General features: G+C 38.9%; 18 protein-coding genes and 1 tRNA gene. 8 read left to right on the top strand and 11 right to left on the bottom strand.

The genetic code is table 11. The features are described 5' to 3' along the window. Positions 1 to 43: 43 nt before the first annotated feature. The 7 genes from mfd to DV417_RS04740 form a co-directional block, all read right to left on the bottom strand. Positions 44 to 3,484, bottom strand: coding sequence for a transcription-repair coupling factor (mfd, locus tag DV417_RS04765; protein ID WP_118879071.1), 3,441 nt, complete (start codon positions 3,482 to 3,484; stop codon positions 44 to 46). A gap of 102 nt (positions 3,485 to 3,586) precedes the next feature. Then, complete coding sequence (locus DV417_RS09420; RefSeq protein ID WP_179854398.1) at positions 3,587 to 3,760, bottom strand: DUF5363 family protein; 174 nt, start codon at positions 3,758 to 3,760, stop codon at positions 3,587 to 3,589. Then, a complete protein-coding gene (locus tag DV417_RS04760) occupies positions 3,757 to 5,601 on the bottom strand; it encodes a tRNA(Met) cytidine acetyltransferase TmcA (RefSeq protein WP_118878864.1) in 1,845 nt (614 codons plus the stop codon). The genes DV417_RS09420 and DV417_RS04760 overlap by 4 nt, the downstream gene beginning before the upstream one ends. A 4-nt stretch (positions 5,602 to 5,605) precedes the next feature. Next, complete coding sequence (locus tag DV417_RS04755) at positions 5,606 to 5,947, bottom strand: SirB2 family protein (RefSeq protein ID WP_053465370.1); 342 nt, start codon at positions 5,945 to 5,947, stop codon at positions 5,606 to 5,608. A 61-nt stretch (positions 5,948 to 6,008) separates the two neighbouring features. Next, positions 6,009 to 7,679 carry an energy-dependent translational throttle protein EttA gene (gene ettA / locus DV417_RS04750; protein WP_046950035.1) on the bottom strand — a complete coding sequence of 557 codons (1,671 nt, stop codon included), beginning with the start codon at positions 7,677 to 7,679 and terminating at the stop codon, positions 6,009 to 6,011. Positions 7,680 to 7,773: 94 nt separating this feature from the next. Further along, complete coding sequence (locus DV417_RS04745) at positions 7,774 to 8,037, bottom strand: type II toxin-antitoxin system YafQ family toxin (protein WP_118878862.1); 264 nt, start codon at positions 8,035 to 8,037, stop codon at positions 7,774 to 7,776. Then, positions 8,034 to 8,309 carry a type II toxin-antitoxin system RelB/DinJ family antitoxin gene (locus DV417_RS04740; RefSeq protein WP_065249717.1) on the bottom strand — a complete coding sequence of 92 codons (276 nt, stop codon included), beginning with the start codon at positions 8,307 to 8,309 and terminating at the stop codon, positions 8,034 to 8,036. The genes DV417_RS04745 and DV417_RS04740 overlap by 4 nt, the downstream gene beginning before the upstream one ends. Before the next feature lie 350 nt (positions 8,310 to 8,659). Between DV417_RS04740 and zevA the strand changes: the two genes are divergently transcribed. Together zevA and zevB are read left to right on the top strand one after the other, a co-directional pair. After that, positions 8,660 to 9,280: a zinc transporter binding subunit ZevA gene (zevA, locus tag DV417_RS04735; protein ID WP_118878859.1), complete on the top strand. Its 621-nt coding sequence runs from the start codon at positions 8,660 to 8,662 to the stop codon at positions 9,278 to 9,280. A gap of 2 nt (positions 9,281 to 9,282) precedes the next feature. Further along, on the top strand, positions 9,283 to 10,251 hold the full coding sequence (zevB, locus tag DV417_RS04730) for a zinc transporter permease subunit ZevB (protein ID WP_118878857.1): 969 nt from the start codon (positions 9,283 to 9,285) through the stop codon (positions 10,249 to 10,251). Between the two features lie 102 nt (positions 10,252 to 10,353). On the opposite strand, the gene DV417_RS04725 is transcribed toward zevB, so the two are convergent. Further along, positions 10,354 to 10,429 (bottom strand) — tRNA-Asn (locus DV417_RS04725). 435 nt (positions 10,430 to 10,864) lie between these two features. On the opposite strand from DV417_RS04725, the gene uvrB reads away from it, so the two are divergent. After that, positions 10,865 to 12,904, top strand: a complete 2,040-nt coding sequence (uvrB, locus tag DV417_RS04720; protein WP_065249720.1) for an excinuclease ABC subunit UvrB — start codon at positions 10,865 to 10,867, stop codon at positions 12,902 to 12,904. Positions 12,905 to 12,933: 29 nt separating this feature from the next. Here uvrB and DV417_RS04715 read toward each other — a convergent pair whose 3' ends face one another. After that, positions 12,934 to 14,859 carry an LTA synthase family protein gene (locus DV417_RS04715; protein WP_118878855.1) on the bottom strand — a complete coding sequence of 642 codons (1,926 nt, stop codon included), beginning with the start codon at positions 14,857 to 14,859 and terminating at the stop codon, positions 12,934 to 12,936. 284 nt (positions 14,860 to 15,143) lie between these two features. Then, a complete protein-coding gene (locus DV417_RS04710; protein ID WP_118878853.1) occupies positions 15,144 to 17,414 on the bottom strand; it encodes an NADP-dependent malic enzyme in 2,271 nt (756 codons plus the stop codon). A gap of 196 nt (positions 17,415 to 17,610) precedes the next feature. Between DV417_RS04710 and DV417_RS04705 the strand changes: the two genes are divergently transcribed. From DV417_RS04705 to DV417_RS04695, 3 genes are all read left to right on the top strand, one after another. Next, positions 17,611 to 18,231: a DUF1919 domain-containing protein gene (locus tag DV417_RS04705; protein ID WP_118878851.1), complete on the top strand. Its 621-nt coding sequence runs from the start codon at positions 17,611 to 17,613 to the stop codon at positions 18,229 to 18,231. 90 nt (positions 18,232 to 18,321) lie between these two features. Then, positions 18,322 to 19,020, top strand: a complete 699-nt coding sequence (rsuA, locus tag DV417_RS04700) for a 16S rRNA pseudouridine(516) synthase RsuA (RefSeq protein ID WP_009499999.1) — start codon at positions 18,322 to 18,324, stop codon at positions 19,018 to 19,020. A gap of 1 nt (position 19,021) precedes the next feature. Then, positions 19,022 to 20,218: a Bcr/CflA family multidrug efflux MFS transporter gene (locus tag DV417_RS04695; protein WP_118878849.1), complete on the top strand. Its 1,197-nt coding sequence runs from the start codon at positions 19,022 to 19,024 to the stop codon at positions 20,216 to 20,218. A gap of 32 nt (positions 20,219 to 20,250) precedes the next feature. Here DV417_RS04695 and DV417_RS04690 read toward each other — a convergent pair whose 3' ends face one another. After that, a complete protein-coding gene (locus tag DV417_RS04690) occupies positions 20,251 to 21,051 on the bottom strand; it encodes a hypothetical protein (protein ID WP_118878847.1) in 801 nt (266 codons plus the stop codon). A 97-nt stretch (positions 21,052 to 21,148) separates the two neighbouring features. On the opposite strand from DV417_RS04690, the gene DV417_RS04685 reads away from it, so the two are divergent. Next, complete coding sequence (locus tag DV417_RS04685) at positions 21,149 to 21,811, top strand: trimeric intracellular cation channel family protein (protein WP_005646565.1); 663 nt, start codon at positions 21,149 to 21,151, stop codon at positions 21,809 to 21,811. A 20-nt stretch (positions 21,812 to 21,831) separates the two neighbouring features. Beyond that, complete coding sequence (gene proA, locus DV417_RS04680; protein WP_118878845.1) at positions 21,832 to 23,085, top strand: glutamate-5-semialdehyde dehydrogenase; 1,254 nt, start codon at positions 21,832 to 21,834, stop codon at positions 23,083 to 23,085. Positions 23,086 to 23,104: the final 19 nt, after the last annotated feature.

Raw genomic sequence — 23,104 nt, 5'->3', positions numbered from 1 at the left:
ATATATAAACAAAAAGTCCGATCATGATGATCGGACTTCTTTTTTATGAAGCAATTACTTTCAACAAATCTACCACAAATTCTAACCGCACTTTGTTATCAGATAAATCTTTCATGAACTTAAATTTTAGTGGGCCATCAAATCGATACACAATAGGTTCTTTTTGAATTAATTGAATAAATTTATCTGGATTCACTTGTGCTTTTGGTGAAAACTCAATGAAACCACCTTGCGTTCCCGCATCAATTCGCACAACTTTCAACGGTTCAACCAACAAACGTAACTCTGCAATTTGCAGTAGATTTTTTGTCGCATCTGGCAATAATCCGAATCGGTCTATCAACTCAACTTTTAACTCGTCCAATTCTGATTTATTCTCAGCTGCGGCAATACGTTTATAAAAGGATAAACGCATATTCACATCACCTAAATAATCATCTGGCAATAAAGCGGGTACGCGCAATTCAATATCCGCCTGTTGTTGCGTCAATTCTTCTAATGATGGTTCTCGCCCTTCTTTTAACGCTTTAACCGCCGCATCCAATAATTCCATATAAAGCGAAAAACCAATGCTTTCAATTTGTCCGCTTTGTTCATTTCCAAGTAATTCGCCAGCGCCACGAATCTCTAAATCATGAGTCGCCAAGATAAAACCAGCACCAAGGTTATCAAGATTTTCTAACGCATCTAGGCGTCGTTCGGCATCTTTTGTCATCATTTTTGGCGGTGGCGTAAGCAAATAAGCATAAGCCTGATGATGTGAACGCCCTACTCGTCCGCGTAATTGATGCAACTGAGCTAATCCAAAATGATCCGCTCGTTCAATAATAATGGTATTTGCCGTTGGTACATCAATACCCGTTTCGATAATGGTTGAGCAAACTAATACGTTATAACGCTGATGATAAAAATCACTCATCACACGTTCTAATTCACGTTCTCGCATTTGTCCGTGCCCCACAATCACTCGCGCTTCAGGCACAAGTGCGGTCAGTTTTTCTGCTGTATTTTCAATACTTGCGACATCATTGTGAAGATAATAAACCTGCCCGCCACGTAAGATTTCACGCAAAATCGCTTCTCGTACAACAAGATCGTCATTCTGGCGGACGAAGGTTTTAATACTTAATCGGCGAGCAGGTGGCGTAGAAATAATGGAAAGATCACGAATACCATTCATCGCCATATTGAGCGTACGCGGAATTGGCGTTGCCGTTAGGGTAAGAATATCGATATTTGCGCGGAGCTGTTTGATTTTCTCTTTTTGGCCCACACCGAAACGATGTTCTTCATCAATAATCAACAAACCAAGATCATTAAATTTTACATCTGATTGAATTAATTTATGGGTACCAATTAGGATATCGACTTTTCCTTCTGCGAGATTTTCCAGAATTTGTTTTTGTTCTTTTGCAGTTTTAAAGCGCGATAAGACTTCTACGTTCACAGGCAAATTCGCAAAACGATCTTTAAAATTCTCATAGTGCTGTTGAGCTAACAGTGTGGTTGGCACTAGCACTGCTACTTGCTTATGATTCATCACAGCCAAAAACGCAGCACGCATTGCCACTTCAGTTTTACCAAAACCTACATCACCGCAAACAAGGCGATCCATTGCTTTTGGCTGACACATATCCGAAATCACTGCATTAATTGCCATTTCCTGATCATAAGTTTCTTCAAAAGGAAAAGTTGCAGCAAATTGTTGAAATTCTTCACGATCATATTTAAAGGCAAAACCTTTCTTCGCTTCACGTTGTGCGTAAACATCTAGTAACTCGGCCGCCACATCACGAATTTTCTCCGCTGCTTTTTGGCGTGATTTCGCCCAAGCCTCGTTACCCAATTTATGTAATGGTGCACTTTCATCAGAACCACCAACATAACGGCTAATCAAATGTAATGAAGTAACAGGCACATAAAGTTTTGATTCATTTGCATAATTTAGCAGCAAATATTCTGCTTTAATGCCACCTGTATCTAAGGTAACCAAACCGCCATAACGCCCCACACCGTGATCAAGATGCACAACTGGCTGCCCTATTTTCAGCTCGGCAAGATTGCGCACAAGCGTATCAGGATTAATCGTTTTACGCTTATCTCTAGAACGTTGTTGAACACGTTCGCCAAGTAAATTAGCTTCACCAATAATCGCAACAGGAAGCGATTGTTCAATAATAAAACCTTGTTCAAGAGAACTAACTAACAAGCTAAATTTTTCATTTTCAGCCTGTTCCAAGGATTGAATTTGTTTTGGCTTGAGTTTTAATGGTGAAAGCAAATCAAGCAAGGTCTCTCGGCGACCTTCCGTCTCCACCGAAAACAGTACATTTCCTTTAAAATGCTCAATAAATTGGCGTAATTGTCCCAATGGTTCTTTTTGCTGGGATTGAATCGTCACTTCTGGTAAAGCGGCAACAGGTAAATTTTTCTGGCGTAGCGATGACCGCACTTTTTCCGCTTTAAATGTAATGCGTGGATAAGATTTCAATCGGCGATTGACTTCGTCTACATTAAGCCATAATTTTTCAGGCGGTAAAAGCGGACGCATGGGATCCACTTTACGTTGCTCATAACGCTGTTTTGCATCTTGATAAAAACGTTCACCTTGCATTTGGTTATTTTCCATATCCACAAACAGCGTTTGTTCTGGCAAATAATCAAACAAAGTCGCCATTTCAGAAAAGAAAAGTGGCTGCCAATATTCAATGCCAGAAATCAAGGTACCTTTACTGATTTGCTGATAAATATGTTCGGAATCTCGGCGAATTTCACCAAAAGTTTCACGAAATTGTGTACGGAAAAATTCAATCCCTTTATCATCCGTTGGAAATTCGTGAGCCGGCAAAAGATTAATTGAGTTAATTTCATCAAGAGTACGTTGCGTATCTACATCAAAAGTGCGAATGGAATCAATTTCATCATCAAAAAAATCAAGACGAAAAGGCACCGCACTTCCCATTGGGAAAAGATCCAACAAGGCTCCACGAACCGCATATTCACCATGTTCTAATACTTGCTCCACAGCACGATAGCCCGCAGCTTCTAATTGTAAACGCATTTTATCGATGACCAAACGATCGCCTTTTTTAATCAGAAGCACATTGTGTTGTAAGTATTGTGGCGGGCAAAGGCGTTGCATTAATGTCGAAATCGGCAATAAGAAAATGCCTTTTTTCGCATTTTGTAAATGGAAAAGCGCACTTAAACGAGAGGAAATGATTTCTTGATGGGGAGAAAAGGTATCGTAAGGTAAGGTTTCCCAATCAGGAAAAAGGCATACATTTTGGCTGCTTAATTCCGATAAAACACGTGATAAACGCACCGCACTTCGCGTATCTGGTGTCACCACTACGGTTAAATTTTGATTTTGCTCTGCAATTTCACTAATCGCCAATACATCAGCGCCGGGTAATACATTGCCTAAAATTTTGTGATCATTGGGTTGGGTAGGAATATCAGGTTGGAAAAAAGCCGTTTTCATAAATATAAATAATGCGCCAATCTTGTATAAAAATTGACGCATAGTGTACTGGAATTTGAATTATCTTTCAATAAACACACTGTTTAAAAAAACAGTTGATATTTATTTCTTTAAAGAAGATTCTTCTTTCTTCAAATTACCATTTTCATCTTCTGTTGCTGACATAGGCACGCAGCTACAATTAGGTTGATCCAATCCCCACTCTTTAATGAAATTATCATATTTTTCAAGTGCACGCTTAAACCAACATTTTGGTTTCTCAGTTTGTTCTGTCATAAAGTTCCTCCTTCTAAATATTGTTTAATTTCTAAACGCAAACATTCTACGCCTTTTTTCTTGTTAATGGGAAGTTGTTTTTTTGTTAAATAAGTGGAAATTAATGGGAAATTTTCTTTGCCTGCTAATTTTAATAAACGCCTTATCGCAGGAATGCTCGAAAATAAAGTGCGGTGAAAATTAGCGAAGTTTTTTAAGCTCAGCCAATCGAACTCATCAAGCTGCCAATCAAGCTGATTTTGCTCAAAATTTATGGCGAACGAATGAAAAGATAAGGGGATATTACGCTGAAATTGTTTGTGCACAGTATCAACTAAAGCCAAGCCTTCTTTGGAAAGACCTTTAAGGGCAATCGCTGAATAACAACCACTACTCGCTTCTTGATGCTCGCCTAAATGCACCAAAACAAAACCGCACTTTTGCCAAAATTTTGCGAGTTCGTCGGTGTAGCCAAAACTCACCGAAAGAAAATCAACTTCTGAATTTTCCATAAATTTCATTAGATTTTGACCAATACCCTGTTTTTGCCAATTTGGCTGAACCGCGATACGAGAAATACGTAAGGAACGTAATTTACAGGCTTGGGACAGATTTTCATGGAAACATAATGCTTGTGGAACCAGATTCCCTTTCGGACGGCGTTTGCCTTGTTGAATTTGAATAATCAACTCATCATCAGCCATATTTCCTTCTTCTAATGCCCAAATTGCACCGAGCAAATTCTGTTGATATTCAGCAAAATAAAAACGTTGATTTTCTCCATCAAGTAAACGACGAAGATCGAGTGGCGATGTTCGATAATGCGCCAATGTCATTAAGCCATAAAACTCTGCAATATGATGTGGTTTTTGCACTTCTCGGATTTGATAAGGGAGATAGCGCTGAAAAGGAAATTGCTGAAACTCATCTTCGGCATTTAGCAACAAAAGATCATCAATAAAATGTTCTAACGGATCATTTTCTTGCCAACGTAGGGGCTGTTTAAGCTCAAAATGCTGAAAAGTGCGGTGAATTTTCCGTTTAAATTTTAATTCGAAACCACGCCCCGTTCCTTCGTAGCTATGAATTGTTGTGCTAAAGACAATATGTTGAAAATATTGAGAATATTCTTGCAATAATGGCAATGGGATCATCGCTGCTTCATCTACGAGCAACCAAGCAGATTGACTAAATTCAGGTTCATTTTGTAACCTAATAGCCAGTTCATCGGGGGCGATAAATTCTATCTCTCGTTCTGAAAATTCAATAACTGAATGTACCGCACTTTTATTCGGTGCGGTGAGATAAACTGGCGCTTGAATTTGATTAGCCAGCATCCCCAATAATGCGGATTTTCCTCTTCCCCGCTTGGCAGTTAGAAAATAAATATCCTGCTCGGCCTGTAAAATAGTCTCGATAATTTGTTGTTGCGCTAACGTGGCATTTTTGTGATGCTCGTTAGAATAAAAAACCGCAGGAAATTCAACCGCACTTTCCTCTCTGAAAATAGGGAAATGATAGCGTTCAATGCACTGTTTGAAATGATAAATAAAATTAGGCGTGGCGATTGCTGACTGATTTCCATTCCAACGTAAACTATCTTGATCAGGCTGCTGAGATAAATTTTCCCAATCGGACAACACTAAACAAAGTGTGCCGCCCATTTTCAGAGTTCCAGCTGCAATAGCTAGCGCTTCAAGATGAATGCCATTTCGTCCATCAAATAAGATATGTTCAAATTCTTGTCCGAGCAAATTCGTTGCTTTAGAAAAAGCAATACCGCTTTCACCGATAATTAACACGTTATCAGGCACAAGCGGCAAAGTTTTGCTGATTAAAATTTGAAGATGGCGAGATGACATCGTTTTATTTCAGATAGGCAATTAACATCGCACCAATAAAACTTACGCAAGCAAGCCAAAAGAAAATACTTTTGGGTTGAGAAACTTTTTTACTGAAAAATTTCGCAGCAAACAGGATATACAAAATCAATAATGCGAATTTCGCTATCAACCACCATTCAATATCAAAAGCAAAGAGATATAAAATGACGACACCAGAAACAATCAACAAGGTATCTGATAAGTGCGGTAAAATTTTTAATAATTTTATCGAACGCCAGTTTTTGCCAGTAAGCTGCATTGCGCCACGAATCACCAACAAGGCAAAACTTAAAAAGGCGAAAAAAATATGTAAATAAACTAGCATAATCACTCCCAAAAAAGTGAGAAAAGTGCGGTTAACATCAACCGCACTTTCTCAATATAAATTACTTCGCAATACGTTTATATTTAATACGATGTGGCTGAGTTGCTGCATCGCCTAAGGTTTTCTTTTTCCACTCTTCGTAGTCTGAGAAGTTACCTTCATAGAACGTGACTTTACCTTCATCACCGTAATCTAAAATATGCGTTGCGATACGGTCTAAGAACCAACGGTCATGGGAAATCACCATTGCACAGCCCGGGAATTCTAAGATCGCATTTTCTAAGGCACGCAAGGTTTCCACGTCTAAGTCATTGGTTGGTTCGTCCAGTAATAGCACGTTACCACCACGTTGTAGAAGTTTAGCTAAATGTAAACGACCACGTTCACCACCGGATAATTCTCCTACGCGTTTTTGTTGATCTACGCCTTTGAAGTTGAAGCGCCCAACATATGCACGGCTTGGAATTTCAAAGTTACCGATAGTGAGAATATCTTGTCCGTTAGACACTTCTTCCCACACGGTTTTCTTGTCATCCATTGAATCACGGAACTGATCTACCGAAGCAAGCACAACGGTTTCACCCATTGTCACAGAACCTGAATCTGGTTGTTCTTGACCTGACAACATACGGAATAAGGTTGATTTACCCGCACCATTTGCCCCGATAATCCCAACGATTGCCCCTTTTGGAATACTAAAGGACAAATCATCAATTAAAGTGCGGTCGCCATAAGATTTGGTTAAGTTTTGCACTTCAATCACTTTATCACCTAAGCGTGGACCAGGTGGAATAAAGAGTTCGTTGGTCTCATTTCGTTTTTGATATTCGCCAGAGTTCAACTCATCAAAGCGTGCCATACGTGCTTTGCTTTTCGCTTGGCGGCCTTTTGGATTTTGACGAACCCATTCTAACTCTTTCGCAATGGATTTTTGGCGGGCATTTTCAGCCGCTTGTTCTTGCTCTAAGCGTTTCTCTTTTTGTTCTAACCAAGAAGAATAGTTACCTTCCCAAGGAATACCCTCACCGCGGTCAAGCTCTAAGATCCAACCGGCTACGTTATCTAAGAAATAACGGTCGTGAGTAATTGCGACAACAGTGCCCTCGTAGTCATGTAAGAATCGCTCTAACCATGCCACCGATTCCGCATCTAAGTGGTTAGTTGGTTCGTCTAATAAGAGCATGTCTGGTTTTTCGAGTAATAAGCGACAAAGTGCCACACGGCGACGCTCACCACCAGACAAATGTTCGATTTTGGCATCCCAATCTGGTAAACGTAATGCATCAGCTGCACGTTCTAATTGGTTATCTAAATTATGCCCATCATGCGCTTGAATGATGGCTTCAAGGTTCGCTTGTTCTGCCGCTAATTTATCAAAATCCGCATCTGGATCCGCATAAAGCGCATACACTTCATCTAAACGAGTCAGTGCATTTTTCACTTCTGAAACCGCTTCTTCCACAGCTTCACGCACGGTTTGTTGCGGTTCTAATTTTGGTTCTTGCGGAAGATAACCGATTTTAATTCCTGGCTGTGGACGAGCCTCCCCTTCAAATTCTTTATCTACGCCCGCCATGATGCGTAAAAGGGTTGATTTACCCGCACCATTTAAACCTAAAACCCCGATCTTAGCGCCAGGGAAAAAGCTTAAAGAAATATCTTTCAAAATATGACGCTTCGGTGGTACCACTTTACCGACACGATGCATCGTATATACAAATTGCGTTGACATTAATTATTCCTCATTAAAAATGACGCCCTATTTTACTGGAAAATAGGGCGGAAATATAGGATAGCAATAGCAAGATTCAGTCCAATCCTCACAATTAACCAAAAATTTCTGAATGAGTATTAAAACGAGCTAGCCTTATTTCATCTCCCACCACTTTATAAATAAGCACAAGATCATTCTTTATATGGCAATCTCTCCAACCTTTCCAATTTCCAGTTAAAGCATGATCTTTATATTTTTCTGGCAATGGTAAGCTATTCAAAAGACAATACATAACTTCAATGTATTCTGGACTATTTATAATAAGAGGAATATGTTTTTTAAATTCTCTTTTATATTCCCCACTCACTGAAATCATGATTTCATCTCCGCTAGCATCGCTTGATGGAATTCCTCCAATGTTTTGTATTCACGCCCATGATGATTATCTAACTCTGCCATAGCCATTATAGTTTTTGAGTTAGGCATCTGTTCAGTTTGATAATCTAATGATACTGGAATCGCTTTCGTTTTAGCTATTTGAGCTAAAAACATATTAAGTGCTTGAGTTGGGGAAAGACCGTAACTTTTAATCACTTCAAACGCTATATTTTTAGTTTCATCAGGTACTCGAAAGCTAACTGCAGCCATATTATTTTCTCCTTATCAATGATGCTTAGTACACACAATAACATACATTGAAATACAATTAAAACACAAAAGATATACAAATATGCGTTCCTAATAAATTTTAGACAAAAAAAACCACCCAAAATGGGTGGCAGGAAAGTAGTTTAGCTATATTTATGATTATTTTATTTAGGAACTTTATGAATATCAAGCAATCACTTGACGGTGCTATGTTACTGAATATTGAAAGGCAAGGGAAATGCTATTGAGAGTTTTTTTGATTTACATCAACATTTTTGACAGAAAAATTCGTTTTTGCGTGTAGAATAAACAACTTCTAATGCTAACGTTCAAAATAATTAGGATTTTTTGTGAAAACGTATTCATTATTGCTCGGTCTATTCTTTAGTTGCAGTGTTTTAGCTCACCCCCATGCATTTATAGATATGCAAACCACGCCTATCATAGAAAATAATCAACTCACTGGTTTATCAATGAAATGGACGCTCGATGAACCAAGTTCATCCGCGGTTATTTATGATATGAAACAGGCGAAAACAAAAAATGAGCAACAAAAACTTATTGATGATGTTATGGGAAATGTTGTGAGTGAACATTATTTTAGCTATCTATATGACGCCCAAAACAACAAAATTAAATATTCTTCACACCCAAAAAATTACGGCGTAAAAATCCAAGGATTACAACTTCAATATTATTTTGATGTGCCACTCGCCCATTCTCAAAAGTTAGAAAAAAACACATTTAGCTTACAAACTTACGATCCCACTTATTATGTGGCGATGACTTACGCCTCAAAAAGTGCGGTAGATTTTTCCGCACTTCCGAAAAATTGCCAAGGAAAATTAATTGAACCTAATGTGGATGAAAAAATCCAATCCTACGCATCTTCACTTGATAAATCCCAAAAGAACGAAGATGATTCATTAGGCGTAATGTTCGCGCAAAAAATAATAATTCAATGTGAGTAGAAATGAAAAAATATAAAACTGGGCTCGTGTTATTAGTGGTTGCACTCGCCTTACTTGGCTATTTTTCCCCTTGGTTTTTCTTACATATTGCCAGTTGGCAAAAAGATTTTAATCAGCTTATTTCGGAAAATTTACATCAAATTCAAAATAATAGCATCAAGGCAGGCATCACGCTTATTTTCGCCAGCTTTGTTTACGGCGTACTTCATGCCCTCGGGCCGGGACACGGCAAATTTATTATTGCCAGCTATCTTTCCACTCATGAAAGCCAATTAAAACAAAGCACCATTTTGAGTTTGCTTTCTTCCTTAATGCAAGGCATTGTCGCAATTACAGCAACAACATTGCTCGTTGTGGTGCTAAATCTATCATCACGTTATTTCAAATTAAGTCAGCTTTGGTTAGAAAGAGCTGCATTGCTATTATTAGTATTTCTCGGCTGTTATTGGATTTGGCAAGGCTTACGTGCCTATCGTAAAAAATCTAAATTAGCCATTAAATCCCTAAATCCCCTCCCCCTATACGAAAAAAGTGCGGTGAAAAATAACCGCACTTTTCAACCAAACACTTGTAGCTGTGGACACCAACATTTGCCAAGCCCCACGCAAACTGCACAAGCAACTAATCTAAAATCACAATTTCTCGTGATTCTAACAATTGGCATGCGACCATGTAGCGGTGCAATTTTCGTTTTATTTTTAGCTTATATGCTTGATCTCTATGGCTGGGGAATTTTAGCTGTATTGGCCATGTCTTTCGGCACAGGACTTATGCTGTCAGCCTTCGCAGGAATTGTACGTTATGCGCGAAATACCGCGATTCACTTAGGGCGTTGGTATAGTTCAAAACATACGAAAGGAAAAAGCGAAAGTATCGTGAAATTAATCGCAGGTGGAATAATGCTATTTTTTGCCTTGAGTTTGTTATACGGCACAACCATCTCAACTGGCGGAAGCAAAATCATATTTTGAAGTTAAAAATAAAGCCCATCAACATGATGGGCTCAAAATCTTTTGGTTGCTAATTTAGAGTTTGTAAAAGGAGACAAACAAACTCTAAACCAAAAGAAAAATTGGCTCCTCCTGCTGGACTTGAACCAGCGACATATGGATTAACAGTCCACCGTTCTACCGACTGAACTAAGGAGGAATAAACTTTGTATCACAAGGAACAGGGCGCGAATTTTAATGATCGATAGTTAGCTTGTCAATGCAAAATTTAAAAAAATTTCATAAAAAATAAAAAATTTCCTCATTTTTTATATACCACCTAATATTTATTTTTCTATCCACAGAGCCTGTGGATAACTTTGTGGATTAACTTTTTAAAATTTTGCGGATCCCTTATTCTTACAAGGATTGTTCGATCTTGATTACAGATTAGCCTAAAATTAAATTTTAATTTAAAATCAACAGGTTAAGTTTTGTCTAGTAAAAAATTAAAGTTTTTTTTATGAATTTGTGACATCTTCCTCTTGACATCGCTAAGTCTGTGTAAAACTTAGATTTTTGCCTGATCAATTTTACACATTAAATATGCTAAAATAGACATTATTCAAAACTATGAAAAAACCGACCGCACTTTATGTCTGAAAAAATCAACACAAAACCGTTCATTCTACATTCCGACTTTCGTCCCTCTGGCGATCAGCCACAAGCTATCGAAAAACTGACTGAAAATTTAACGGATGGATTAGCTCACCAAACTTTACTCGGGGTAACAGGCTCGGGGAAGACGTTTACTATTGCCAATGTAATCGCTCAATTAAATCGCCCAGCGATGTTACTTGCGCCAAATAAAACACTTGCCGCCCAACTCTATGCAGAAATGAAAGCCTTTTTTCCAGAAAATGCGGTGGAATATTTTGTGTCTTACTATGATTATTATCAGCCAGAAGCCTATGTGCCGAGCAGCGATACCTTTATTGAAAAAGATGCGTCTATTAATGATCAAATCGAACAAATGCGTCTTTCAGCAACGAAATCTTTTTTAGAACGTCGAGATACTATCGTGGTGGCTTCCGTTTCTGCAATTTATGGTTTGGGTGATCCTGATAGCTATTTACAAATGATGTTGCATTTACAACAAGGTGCCATTATCGATCAACGCCAAATTTTAGCGAAATTAGCGGAATTGCAATATACTCGCAATGATCAAGCATTTCAGCGTGGAACTTTCCGTGTTCGCGGCGAAATTATTGATATTTTCCCAGCGGAATCCGATGATCGTGCGGTGCGTATTGAGTTATTTGATGATGAAATCGAGCGTTTAAGTTTATTTGATCCGCTTACTGGCAGTAGTTTTGGTGCAGTACCACGTTTTACGATCTATCCTAAAACGCACTATGTGACACCAAGAGAACGTATTTTAGATGCGATAGAAAACATCAAAAAAGAACTGGTATCACGCCGTGAATACTTCATCAAGGAACATAAACTTTTAGAAGAACAGCGTATCAGCCAGCGTACCCAATTTGATATTGAAATGATGAATGAATTAGGCTATTGCTCGGGCATTGAAAACTATTCTCGCTATTTGTCAGGCAGAAATGAGGGCGAACCACCACCAACATTATTTGATTATATGCCCTCTGATGCTATTTTAATTATTGATGAATCTCATGTGACTGTGCCTCAAATTGGTGGAATGTATCGTGGCGACCGTTCTCGCAAAGAAACCTTAGTCGAATATGGTTTCCGTTTACCGTCTGCCTTGGATAATCGTCCATTACGCTTTGAGGAATTTGAACGCTTAGCCCCACAAACCATTTATGTTTCCGCAACACCAGGGCCTTATGAATTAGAGAAATCAGGTAGTGAGATCATCGATCAAGTGGTTCGCCCGACTGGTTTACTTGATCCGATCATTGAAATTCGTCCAGTGTCCATTCAAGTGGATGATTTACTTTCCGAAGCTCGCCAAAGAGCGGATAAAAATGAGCGCGTTTTAGTGACAACACTCACCAAAAAAATGGCGGAAGATTTAACAGATTATTTAGATGAACACGGGATTCGTGTACGTTATCTACATTCTGATATTGATACCGTGGAACGCGTCGAAATTATCCGAGATTTGCGTTTAGGCGAATTTGATGTATTGGTTGGGATTAACTTATTGCGTGAAGGTTTAGATATTCCAGAAGTGTCTCTTGTGGCGATTTTAGATGCTGACAAAGAAGGATTTTTACGTTCCGAACGTTCTTTAATCCAAACAATAGGTCGTGCTGCGCGAAACTTGAATGGTAAAGCAATTTTATATGCGGATAGCATCACAAAATCGATGGAAAAAGCCATCACCGAAACTAATCGTCGTCGTGAAAAACAAACCAAATATAATGAAGAACATGGCATTGTGCCACAAGCATTAAATAAGAAAGTCGGTGAATTGTTAGATATTGGGCAAGGTGCAAACCAAAAAGCGAAAGCCAATAAACAACGTGGAAAAATGGCAGCAGAACCAACCGCACTTTATAATGCTCCGAAAAATGCCAAAGAATATCAACAACAAATCAAAAAACTGGAACAACAAATGTATAAATTTGCGCAAGATTTGGAATTTGAAAAAGCCGCGGCAATTCGCGATCAATTACATCAATTGCGTGAACAGTTTGTTTTTGAAAACTAAAAAAACGCCAGCTTAAGCTGGCGTTCCGTTTATTTATTTTCACCTGAAGAATACAAGCGATTCTTATATAAATAACTGCCTAATAAAGCGTGAGCCAATGCCTCTTTTTTCATTGCATCAGGCACGTCTTTTGGCGTTAAAGTTTCTGAAGCTTTATCATAATGATAACCTTGCGCCGCTTTATTTGGCATTTGAATCACCACATCATTATTGCCTTTCATCATTGCTTGAGTTTGATCGTATTGCATAAAGGCACGATCTGGATTTACGTCTTGCGTTAAATCAAAACCAATCATTGGATAATTGCCACTTACGCCTGCTAAAGAAAGTAACGTGGTTGGCATATCAATTTGGCTCACAAGACGACTGTCACGGCGTGGCGTAATCCCATCACCAAGAATCAAGGCTGGAATATGGAAATGCTTAATCGGCACAAGACTTGCTCCACCTACACGAGAATCGTGATCCGCAACAATTAAGAAAATCGTATCTTTCCAATAATTAGACTGTTTTGCCATTTTAAAGAAATGACCTAACGCATAATCCGCATATTTTGCGGCATTGTTACGAGTGGCTTTTGGTTGTTCATAAAGTTCAATTTTGCCATCTGGGTATTCAAATGGATCATGATTACTGGAACTAAATACTAAACTAAAAAACGGTTTACCTTCATTTTGTAATTTCGTGAAAGTTTCATTGGCTTTATCAAATAAATCCTCATCACTCACGCCCCAAGTGCCAGTAAATGTTGGATTTTGATAATCTTGTTGATCCCAAATATCTTTAAAACCATTGCCATAGAAAAAGCTCGCCATATTGTCAAAGTGCTTTTCTCCGCCATAAATAAAGGAAGTGTTATAGCCTTGTTTATGTAATAAATCCGCAATAGTAAAGAAACCACTTTGGGCATTATTAAGTTTCACCACTGCACGAGCCGGCGTTGGCGTAAAACCTGCGGTTGTTGCTTCAATACCGCGTACTGAACGTGTGCCTGTTGCATAAAGATTTTCAAATAACCAGCCTTCTTTTGCGAGCTGATCCACATTTGGAGAAAGAGGTTTGCCACCGAGCGTTCCAATAAACTGAGCACCGAGACTCTCTTGTAACAAAATCACGATATTTTTAGTTTTACCCTGATAAGTCGCGACATTTTTCGTTAAAGTTGGGTATTTATCTGAAATATAATCGCTGTCTGGGCGGCCTCGACTTGCTTTAACAATACGAAACATTTCATCTGCATCCATTTTTCCGTACATTTCTGAAGATTTTTCTTCATCTTTAAATTGCTGTGCCGCATAAATGACGGAATAGCCCGAATTAAGCACCAAAGAATTCACTAACGCATCAGAAGAAAATGCCACCATGGCGGGATTAATACCGCGGTGTTGAAAACTTGAACGCGCTCCGAGGAAACTTACTACAATTACAAACAAAGCAATCACAGGGCGGAGTTTCCAACTCATTGAACGTAAATTTTTGACTGCCCAACCAGAAATTTTCCAATAAATCACGGCAGATAAAACTGTGAAAACAAGGCTAAAAATCACCGCACTTAAATGCCCTTCAGCAAGCATTGAAAAAACTTCTTTCGGATAAATCAGGTATTCGATAAATAAACGATTTGGACGGTAATCGTAGGTTTCAATAAAGGCAGGTGTGGCAATTTCCATAAAGATAATAAACACACTACCAAGCGTTAGCCAAAGGCGTAAAATTTTTAGCCAAACTTTGCTGCAATGGAACAATGTTGTGAGCAATGCAGGTACGCCAAATAAATAACAAAGTGCCACAACATCCATTCGTACGCCTTGCAAAAATAATTGCAACCAGCCATTTACGGCAAATACACGCTCTGATTGCCATACAGCAAGTCCCAAACGGGATAAGGAAAGGATGATGAGATTAATCAACACGAAGGTGAAGATGGGGAATAAAGGGGAATGCGCTTTTTTCATTGTAAAAACCACTAATGCAACGGCATCCAAGCCGTATTAAATTAAAGAAAGATAGGCAACTGTCTATCGGTCGGTTCCTTTTCGACACGACAAAAGTCTTAAAGTGCGGTCAATTTTCGCATAGTTTTAGTTAATCTCAAATGCAAACAATATGCCGAATTCTGTGTAGCGCAATTTTAGCTAATCACATTCAATAGAATTACAAAAAATAAAGCCTCGAGAAAAATCGAGGCTTTGTTAAGTAAACGGCGGAAATTTAATAAAAATTCACCGCACTTTTTCAATTACTCTTGTTGTGCTTTCACCGCAGCATAGGCAATCATATTAATAATACGGCGAACAGATGCACCCGGATTAAGAATATGCGCAGATTTGTTCATACCCATTAAGATAGGGCCAACAGTAATTGCCGTAGTGGTGCCGCGTAATAAGCTATAACTAATACGTGATGAGCTCAAATCAGGGAACACTAATAAATTTGCACTTCCTTTCAATGGACTATCAGGCATGACTTCTTTGCGGTGAGCTTCATTCATCGCTAAATCGCCACGCATTTCACCATCGATCATTAAGTGCGGATTACGCTCTTTTACGATCTGTAATACTTCACGCATTTTTGGTGCACCAAGAGAATTAGAGGAACCAAAATTAGAATGAGAAAGCAAGGCAACCGCAGGTTCAATACCGAAACGGTGAATTTCTTCTGCTGCCATTAAGGTGATTTCAGCTAATTCTTCCGTTGTTGGATTACTGTTTACATGGGTATCAGTTAAGAATACGTTACCCGTCGGTAATACAAGGCTATTTAAAGCAGCGGCAGTTTTCACGCCATCTTTTAACCCAATAATATCCTTAATAGATGCTAAATGTTTACCATAAGAACCAAATAAACCACATACCAAGCCATCAGCGTAGCCCAGACTCACTAAAGTAGATGCAAGCACAGTTGTATTAGAACGCACCACGCGTTTTGCGATTGCAGGTGTAATACCTTTACGTTTAGTAAGTTCGTAATAGTGTTTCCAACATTCCTCATAGCGAGGATTATCTTCGTTATCCACAATTTCAAAATCTACACCGGCAGTTAAACGCAAACCAAGTTTTTTAATTTTTTCTTCAATCACACTGCGGCGACCAATTAAGATTGGATTTGCCAAGCCCATTGAAATCACTTCTTGGGTGGCATGCAATGCTTTATTTTCTTCTCCTTCCGCCAAAATAATGCGTTGTTTTGCCGCTTTTGCTTGGCTGAAAATAGGACGCATAAACAAGCTCGTTTTGTAAACAAACTGAGTTAGTTTTTCAACATAAGCATCCCAATTTTGAATTGGACGAGTTGCCACACCAGATTCCATTGCTGCTTTTGCTACCGCTGGTGCGATACGCACAATCAAGCGAGGATCGAATGGACGAGGAATCACATAATCTGCACCAAAATTCGCCCCTTCACCACCGTAAGCAGAAGTTACAACTTCGTTTTGCTCTTCTAATGCAAGGTCGGCAATCGCATAAACTGCAGCACGTTTCATTTCTTCATTAATAGTGGTTGCGCCCACATCTAATGCGCCACGGAAAATGAATGGGAAACAAAGCACGTTATTTACTTGGTTTGGATAATCAGAGCGTCCTGTACATACAATTGCATCAGGACGAACCGCTTTCGCTTCTGGCGGGGTAATTTCAGGATTTGGATTAGCTAAAGCAAGAATAATTGGATGTGCAGCCATGGTTTTCACCATATCTTGTGTAAGCGCACCAGCCGCAGAACAACCTAAGAAAATATCTGCATTTGGCATCGCATCACCAAGTTTACGCCAACTATTATCTTCAATTGCATAATCTTTTTTGGTTTGATCCATTTTGTCATCACGGCCTTTATATACCACGCCTTTTGAGTCGCAAACCGTGATGTTTTCACGTTTCATACCTAAAGAAAGCAATAAGTTCAAGCACGCAATTGATGCTGCACCCGCACCAGACGCAACAAGTCGAACATCTTCAATTTTTTTACCTACAATACGAAGAGAATTGATAATCGCGGCAGCACTGATGATCGCCGTACCATGTTGGTCATCATGGAATACAGGAATATTCATTCTCTCACGCAATTTTTGTTCAATATAGAAACATTCTGGTGCTTTAATATCTTCTAAATTGACCCCACCGAAAGTCGGCTCTAACGAAGCAATAATATCAACAAGTTTATCGGGATCATGTTCATTCACTTCAATATCAAATACGTTGATACCAGCGAATTTTTTGAACAATACCCCCTTCCCTTCCATTACAGGTTTGCCCGCAAGCGCGCCAATATTGCCAAGACCAAGTACCGCTGTACCATTAGAAATAACAGCGACCAAATTGCCACGCGCCGTATATTTGTAAGAGGCTGCAGGATCTTTTTCAATTTCTAAACAAGGCTCAGCCACACCTGGTGAATAAGCTAAAGCCAGATCGCGTTGCGTTGCTAATGATTTTGTTGGGGTAACTTCAATTTTTCCAGGAATTGGAAATTCGTGGAAATCCAAGGCTGCTTGACGTAATTGTTCACTCATAATAAATGCTCCATTTTATTGAAACAGGATTGAAATATTACGTCGATTATAGCGGTTTTTTATTCAAAAAATTGTGACAGACTGCAAATTTTCACAAAATCATTACAAAATTTTTTGATGCGAGGCATTAGCTAGACTTTTCATTTTTCAGCAAAAAAGGTAGGATTTTTACAAGAGAATCATAGAGGATAATAAAATGAATCCATTTCAAAAAATCAAAAGTGCGGTGAATAAATGCCAAAGATTTTTTATCAATCATTCATTACAACGTAAATTGACTAACCAAGGCATGACTGTCATTTCTGCCAATTGCGTGGGAGCTTTTATCTTACATGATTTGCACCAGCCGTTTAATTCCCCTTTTGTGAACCTCTATCTCTCACCACAGGATTTTTTGCGTTATTTACAAAATATGGATTTCTACCTCACTCAACCTCTCACATTCGTACAAACAGAAAAAAGTTATCCAGTGGGAAAACTTGCCGATCTTGAAATTCATTTTATGCACTATCACAGTGAGCAAGAAGCTGGTGAAAAATGGCAACTTCGCACGTCACGCATCAATTTAGACAATCTTTTTATTATCATGACAGATCGAGATGGTGTAACCGAAAAAGACATTCAACTTTTTGATCAACTCCCTTTTAAAAATAAAGTGATTTTTACTCACAAGCCCTGCCCTGCTTTTAAATCGGCTTATTATATAAAAGGCTTCGAGAAACAAAATCAGGTGGGAGATATTTTTGAATTTTCTGGCTGGAATGGGAAAAAATATTACGATCAATTCGATTACGTGAAGTGGTTTAATCAAGCTTAATAGATAAAGGCTGCATTGCAGCCTTTTTTGTTTCGTTCTAAAAGCAAAAACCTGTACAATGCCTAGCGAATTTTAACAAGAGAAAACATAATGAGATTAGATAAATTTATTGCTGAAAATACAGGATTAACGCGTTCTCAAGCAACAAAAGCGATCCGCCAAAGTGCGGTAAAAATTAATGGTGAAATTGTCAAAAGTGGCGCGGTACAAATTTCACAAGAAGATGAAATCTATTTTGAAGATCAATTATTAACGTGGGTGGAAAAAGGCCAGTATTTTATGTTGAATAAGCCACAAGGCTGTGTTTGTTCTAATGATGATGGCGACTATCCAACAATTTATCAATTTTTCGATTACCCTTTAGCGGGGAAATTACATAGCGCGGGTCGCTTAGATATGGATACAACAGGTCTCGTCTTGCTTACCGATGATGGACAATGGTCACATCGCATCACTTCGCCAAAACATCATTGTGAAAAAACCTATTTGGTAACTTTAGCTGATCCCGTAGAAGAAAATTACGCAACGGCTTGTGCAAAAGGCATTTTATTACGCGGAGAAAAAGAGCCCACTAAACCAGCAAAATTAGAAATTTTAGATGATTACAATGTAAATCTAACCATTTCTGAAGGCCGCTATCATCAAGTAAAACGTATGTTTGCCGCACTTGGGAATAAAGTCGTCGGATTACATCGCTGGAAAATTGGTAATGTAGTGTTGGATCAATCCTTAGATGAAGGGGAATACCGCCCATTGACTCAAAGCGAAATTGAAAGTTTGGTAAAATAATATGAATCAACAAAAATCGACTTTCATCTTTATTCTTACCCTCGGCATTCTCTCCATGCTACCGCCTTTTGGTGTGGATATGTATTTGCCGTCTTTTTTAGAAATTGCGAAAGATCTCGGTGTGAGCCCAGAACAAGTACAACACACGCTCACCTCTTTTGCTTATGGCATGGCATTTGGTCAGCTTTTTTGGGGACCTTTTGGTGATAGTTTCGGACGAAAACCGATCATTTTACTCGGTGTCATTGTAGGCGCACTAACAGCTTTGGTGCTCACCGAAATAAATTCAGTCGGAAATTTCACCGCACTTCGTTTTGTGCAAGGTTTCTTTGGTGCCGCACCTGTTGTGCTTTCAGGCGCATTATTACGTGATTTATTTAGTAAAGATCAGCTATCTAAAGTAATGTCAACCATCACGTTAGTGTTTATGCTTGCACCTTTAGTTGCACCAATTATTGGTGGTTACATCGTTAAATTTTTCCATTGGCATGCGATTTTTTACGTTATCTCACTCGTGGGATTATTAGCCGCTGCATTAGTCTTTTTCATCATTCCAGAAACCCATAAAAAAGAAAATCGCATTCCGCTGCGCTTAAATATTATAGCTCGCAATTTCCTTCTTCTTTGGAAGCAAAAAGACGTGCTCGGCTATATGTTTGCCGCCTCTTTTGGCTTTGGTGGGTTATTTGCTTTTGTGACTGCAGGCTCAATTGTCTATATCGGTATTTATGGTGTTCCCGTTGATCAGTTCGGTTATTTCTTTATGATGAATATCGTTACAATGATCTTTGCCTCCTTTTTGAATAGCCGATTTGTCACTAAAGTGGGTGCAGAAACAATGTTACGGATAGCCCTTACAATTCAATTCCTTTCTGGAATGTGGCTAATTTTGACCGCACTTTTAGATCTCGGTTTTTGGCCAATGGCAATTGGCGTCGCCTTTTTCGTTGGTCCAAACCCTGTGATTTCATCAAATGCAATGGCATCAGCTTTAGAAAGATGTCCTCAAATGGCGGGAACAGCAAATTCTTTGATTGGTAGCGTACGTTTTGCAGTGGGTGCAATTATGGGAAGTTTAGTCGCATCAATGAAAATGGATACCGCTGCACCAATGCTCTTTACTATGGGGGCATGTGTCGCGATTTCCGTGTCGGCATATTACTTTCTAACCAGCCGAAATTTAAAAAGCCGTGGGTAAATATCCCCACGGCTCAATGATTGTTTTCTTTATTAAGCGAAAATCATCCATAACGGCAAGCAAACCGCAATAAATAATAGGATAAATAAACTATTGGCAGATAATTTCCACTTTTGGAAACTATGTAGAATCAGAATGGCTGCAATAACAAAATGACAAACAAAATAAATGATGTAAGCGAAAATACTGTCAGAATTAACCGTACTTTCCATGCCATTTAAAAGTAAAAATAAGAACATTGCCAAAGCATTTAGGGCTAACAATATAATCATGGATAAGGGAAACAATGCAATAAAACCTTGTAAACGATTTCGTGCAATAACAAGCGCAAGATTTGCCAAAATCACTCCAGATAAAATCGGTGCAAACGGGTTATATTCAGCAAAATCACTTGCAGGAAGCACGGTAAAAATTATTAAATAACTCAAGCAACCTAAACCCGCAATTAATGCAGCCATCAATAAAAAGCTGTTACGGATTTTTTCAGTTTTTGGTTGTTTCCAAATAAAATACACAACAGAAAGACCACATACGCTCATCACGTTAGTAAGCGTGTGATTACTCTGTAATAGACTTATCACCAACCAGACAGCCCAATAAATGGCAAAAGTCAGATTAACTTTGATTAAACGACCACGTTGTCCTGGGCAAATTTCGCCACGATAAAATACCAACAAAGAAATTAGCTGTGCAACCAACACGCCTACACCTAAATGAGGAATTGTTTGCTTTTCAGGTTGCAAAGAAAAAATAAATAGATCGATGCCAAGCACCATTGAGATCGATAATACCGCAAGCAATGCCGCGATATATTTAGAAGATTGTTCTGACATAATTTTGACGTCTGAAAAAATAATGCGCCATTATGCTAAAAATTCATTAAATTTTAAAGTAGAATGAAACCAATTATAACCGCACTTAGGTACATGAATGTTACTTAGTATTTTATATATCATCGGTATCACCGCTGAAGGAATGACAGGTGCACTTGCTGCTGGTCGTGAAAAAATGGATATTTTTGGCGTGATAATTATCGCATCCGTTACTGCCATTGGTGGCGGCTCTGTACGTGATGTACTACTCGGACATTACCCTCTCGGCTGGGTTAAGCATCCAGAATATTTTTTAATGGTAGCAAGTGCAGCGGTGATTACCGTATATGTTGCGCCATTCATCAATCATTTTATGCGCTATTTCCGCACTATTTTCTTGGTGCTCGATGCGATGGGTTTAGTGGTGTATTCCATTATTGGCGCACAAATTGCGATGGATATGGGACATGGCCTCACCATTGTAAGCATTGCAGGCTGTATTACAGGTGCCTTTGGCGGAGTTCTACGCGATATGCTATGCAATCGAATTCCTCTCGTGTTCCAAAAAGAACTCTACGCCAGTATTGCGCTATTTGCCACGCTGACTTATTACGCATTAAGCACGCTTCAAGTAGAACATACGCTAGCCGTGTTACTCACACTTATTAGTAGCTTTACTTTACGTCTTTTAGCTATTCATTTCGAATGGGGTTTACCAGTATTTAATTACCAAGAACTCACATCGGAAGAACAAGATAAGCTGCCAAATAAAAAGAAATAAATAAAATAAAGGGAATAACTATGTTAGAACAAATGGGTAAACAAGCCAAAGATGCAGCATTTATCTTGGCTCAACTCACCACTGCTGAAAAAAATCGTGCATTATCCATTATTGCAGAACAACTCGAACAACAATCCCCTCTTATCTTAGCCGAAAACGCAAAAGATATTGAACTTGCTAAACAAAATGGATTATCAGATGCCTTGATTGATCGCCTACTGCTCACGCAAGAACGTTTACAAAGCATTGCTAATGATGTACACCATGTTATTTCACTTGCAGATCCTGTGGGGAAAATCATAGACGGCGGTACATTGGATAGCGGACTTAAAATCGAACGCGTACGCACTCCACTCGGCGTCATTGGCACAATTTATGAAGCTCGCCCAAATGTGACCATTGATGTAGCAAGTCTTTGCCTTAAAACGGGTAATGCAGTGATTTTACGCGGTGGTAAAGAAACACAGTTTTCTAACAAAATTTTAATCGAAGTTGTGCAAAATGCTTTAGAGCAAGCCGGCTTACCAAAATTCGCAGTGCAAGCCATTACCGATCCAAACCGTGAACTCGTTATGCAATTATTAAAACTAGATCTCTATGTGGATATGATTATTCCTCGTGGTGGTGCGGGTTTACATGAATTATGTAAACAACATTCGACTATTCCAGTTATTGTGGGTGGCGTAGGTGTTTGCCATACTTTCGTTGAAGAAAGTGCGGTTCAAAATAAAGCAATTTGTGTTATTGATAACGCTAAAACACAACGTCCAAGCACCTGTAACACATTGGAGACGTTGTTAGTTCAGCGTTCTATTTCTGAAGAATTTTTACCAAAACTCGTCTCTCACCTTTCCGCTAAAAACGTAAAATATCACGCAAAATCCACCGCACTTAATATATTAAAACAAGCGGGTGCGAATGTCTGCGAAGTGACAGAAAAAGAATTACGCGAAGAATGGGGATCATTGGATTTAAATGTCGTTGTTGTAGAAGATATTCATGCCGCTATTGAGCATATCCGCCAATATGGTACACAACATTCTGAAAGTATTTTAACATCCTCACAAAACCTAGCCCGTCAATTTATCAATCAAGTTGATGCGGCAGCCGTTTATGTGAATGCAAGCACACGCTTTACTGATGGCGGACAATTTGGATTAGGCGCAGAAGTTGCCGTAAGCACCCAAAAACTTCACGCTCGTGGCCCAATGGGATTAGAAGCATTAACAAGTTATAAATGGGTGTGTGAAGGCGAATATACCGTTCGCAAATAAAACCCAAAGTTCGGTAATT

Source organism: Haemophilus haemolyticus (assembly GCF_003490935.1).
GTDB lineage: Bacteria > Pseudomonadota > Gammaproteobacteria > Enterobacterales > Pasteurellaceae > Haemophilus > Haemophilus haemolyticus_M.
Note: the sequence above shows the minus strand (reverse complement) of the source record. Positions and strands in the feature narration are given on the sequence as shown.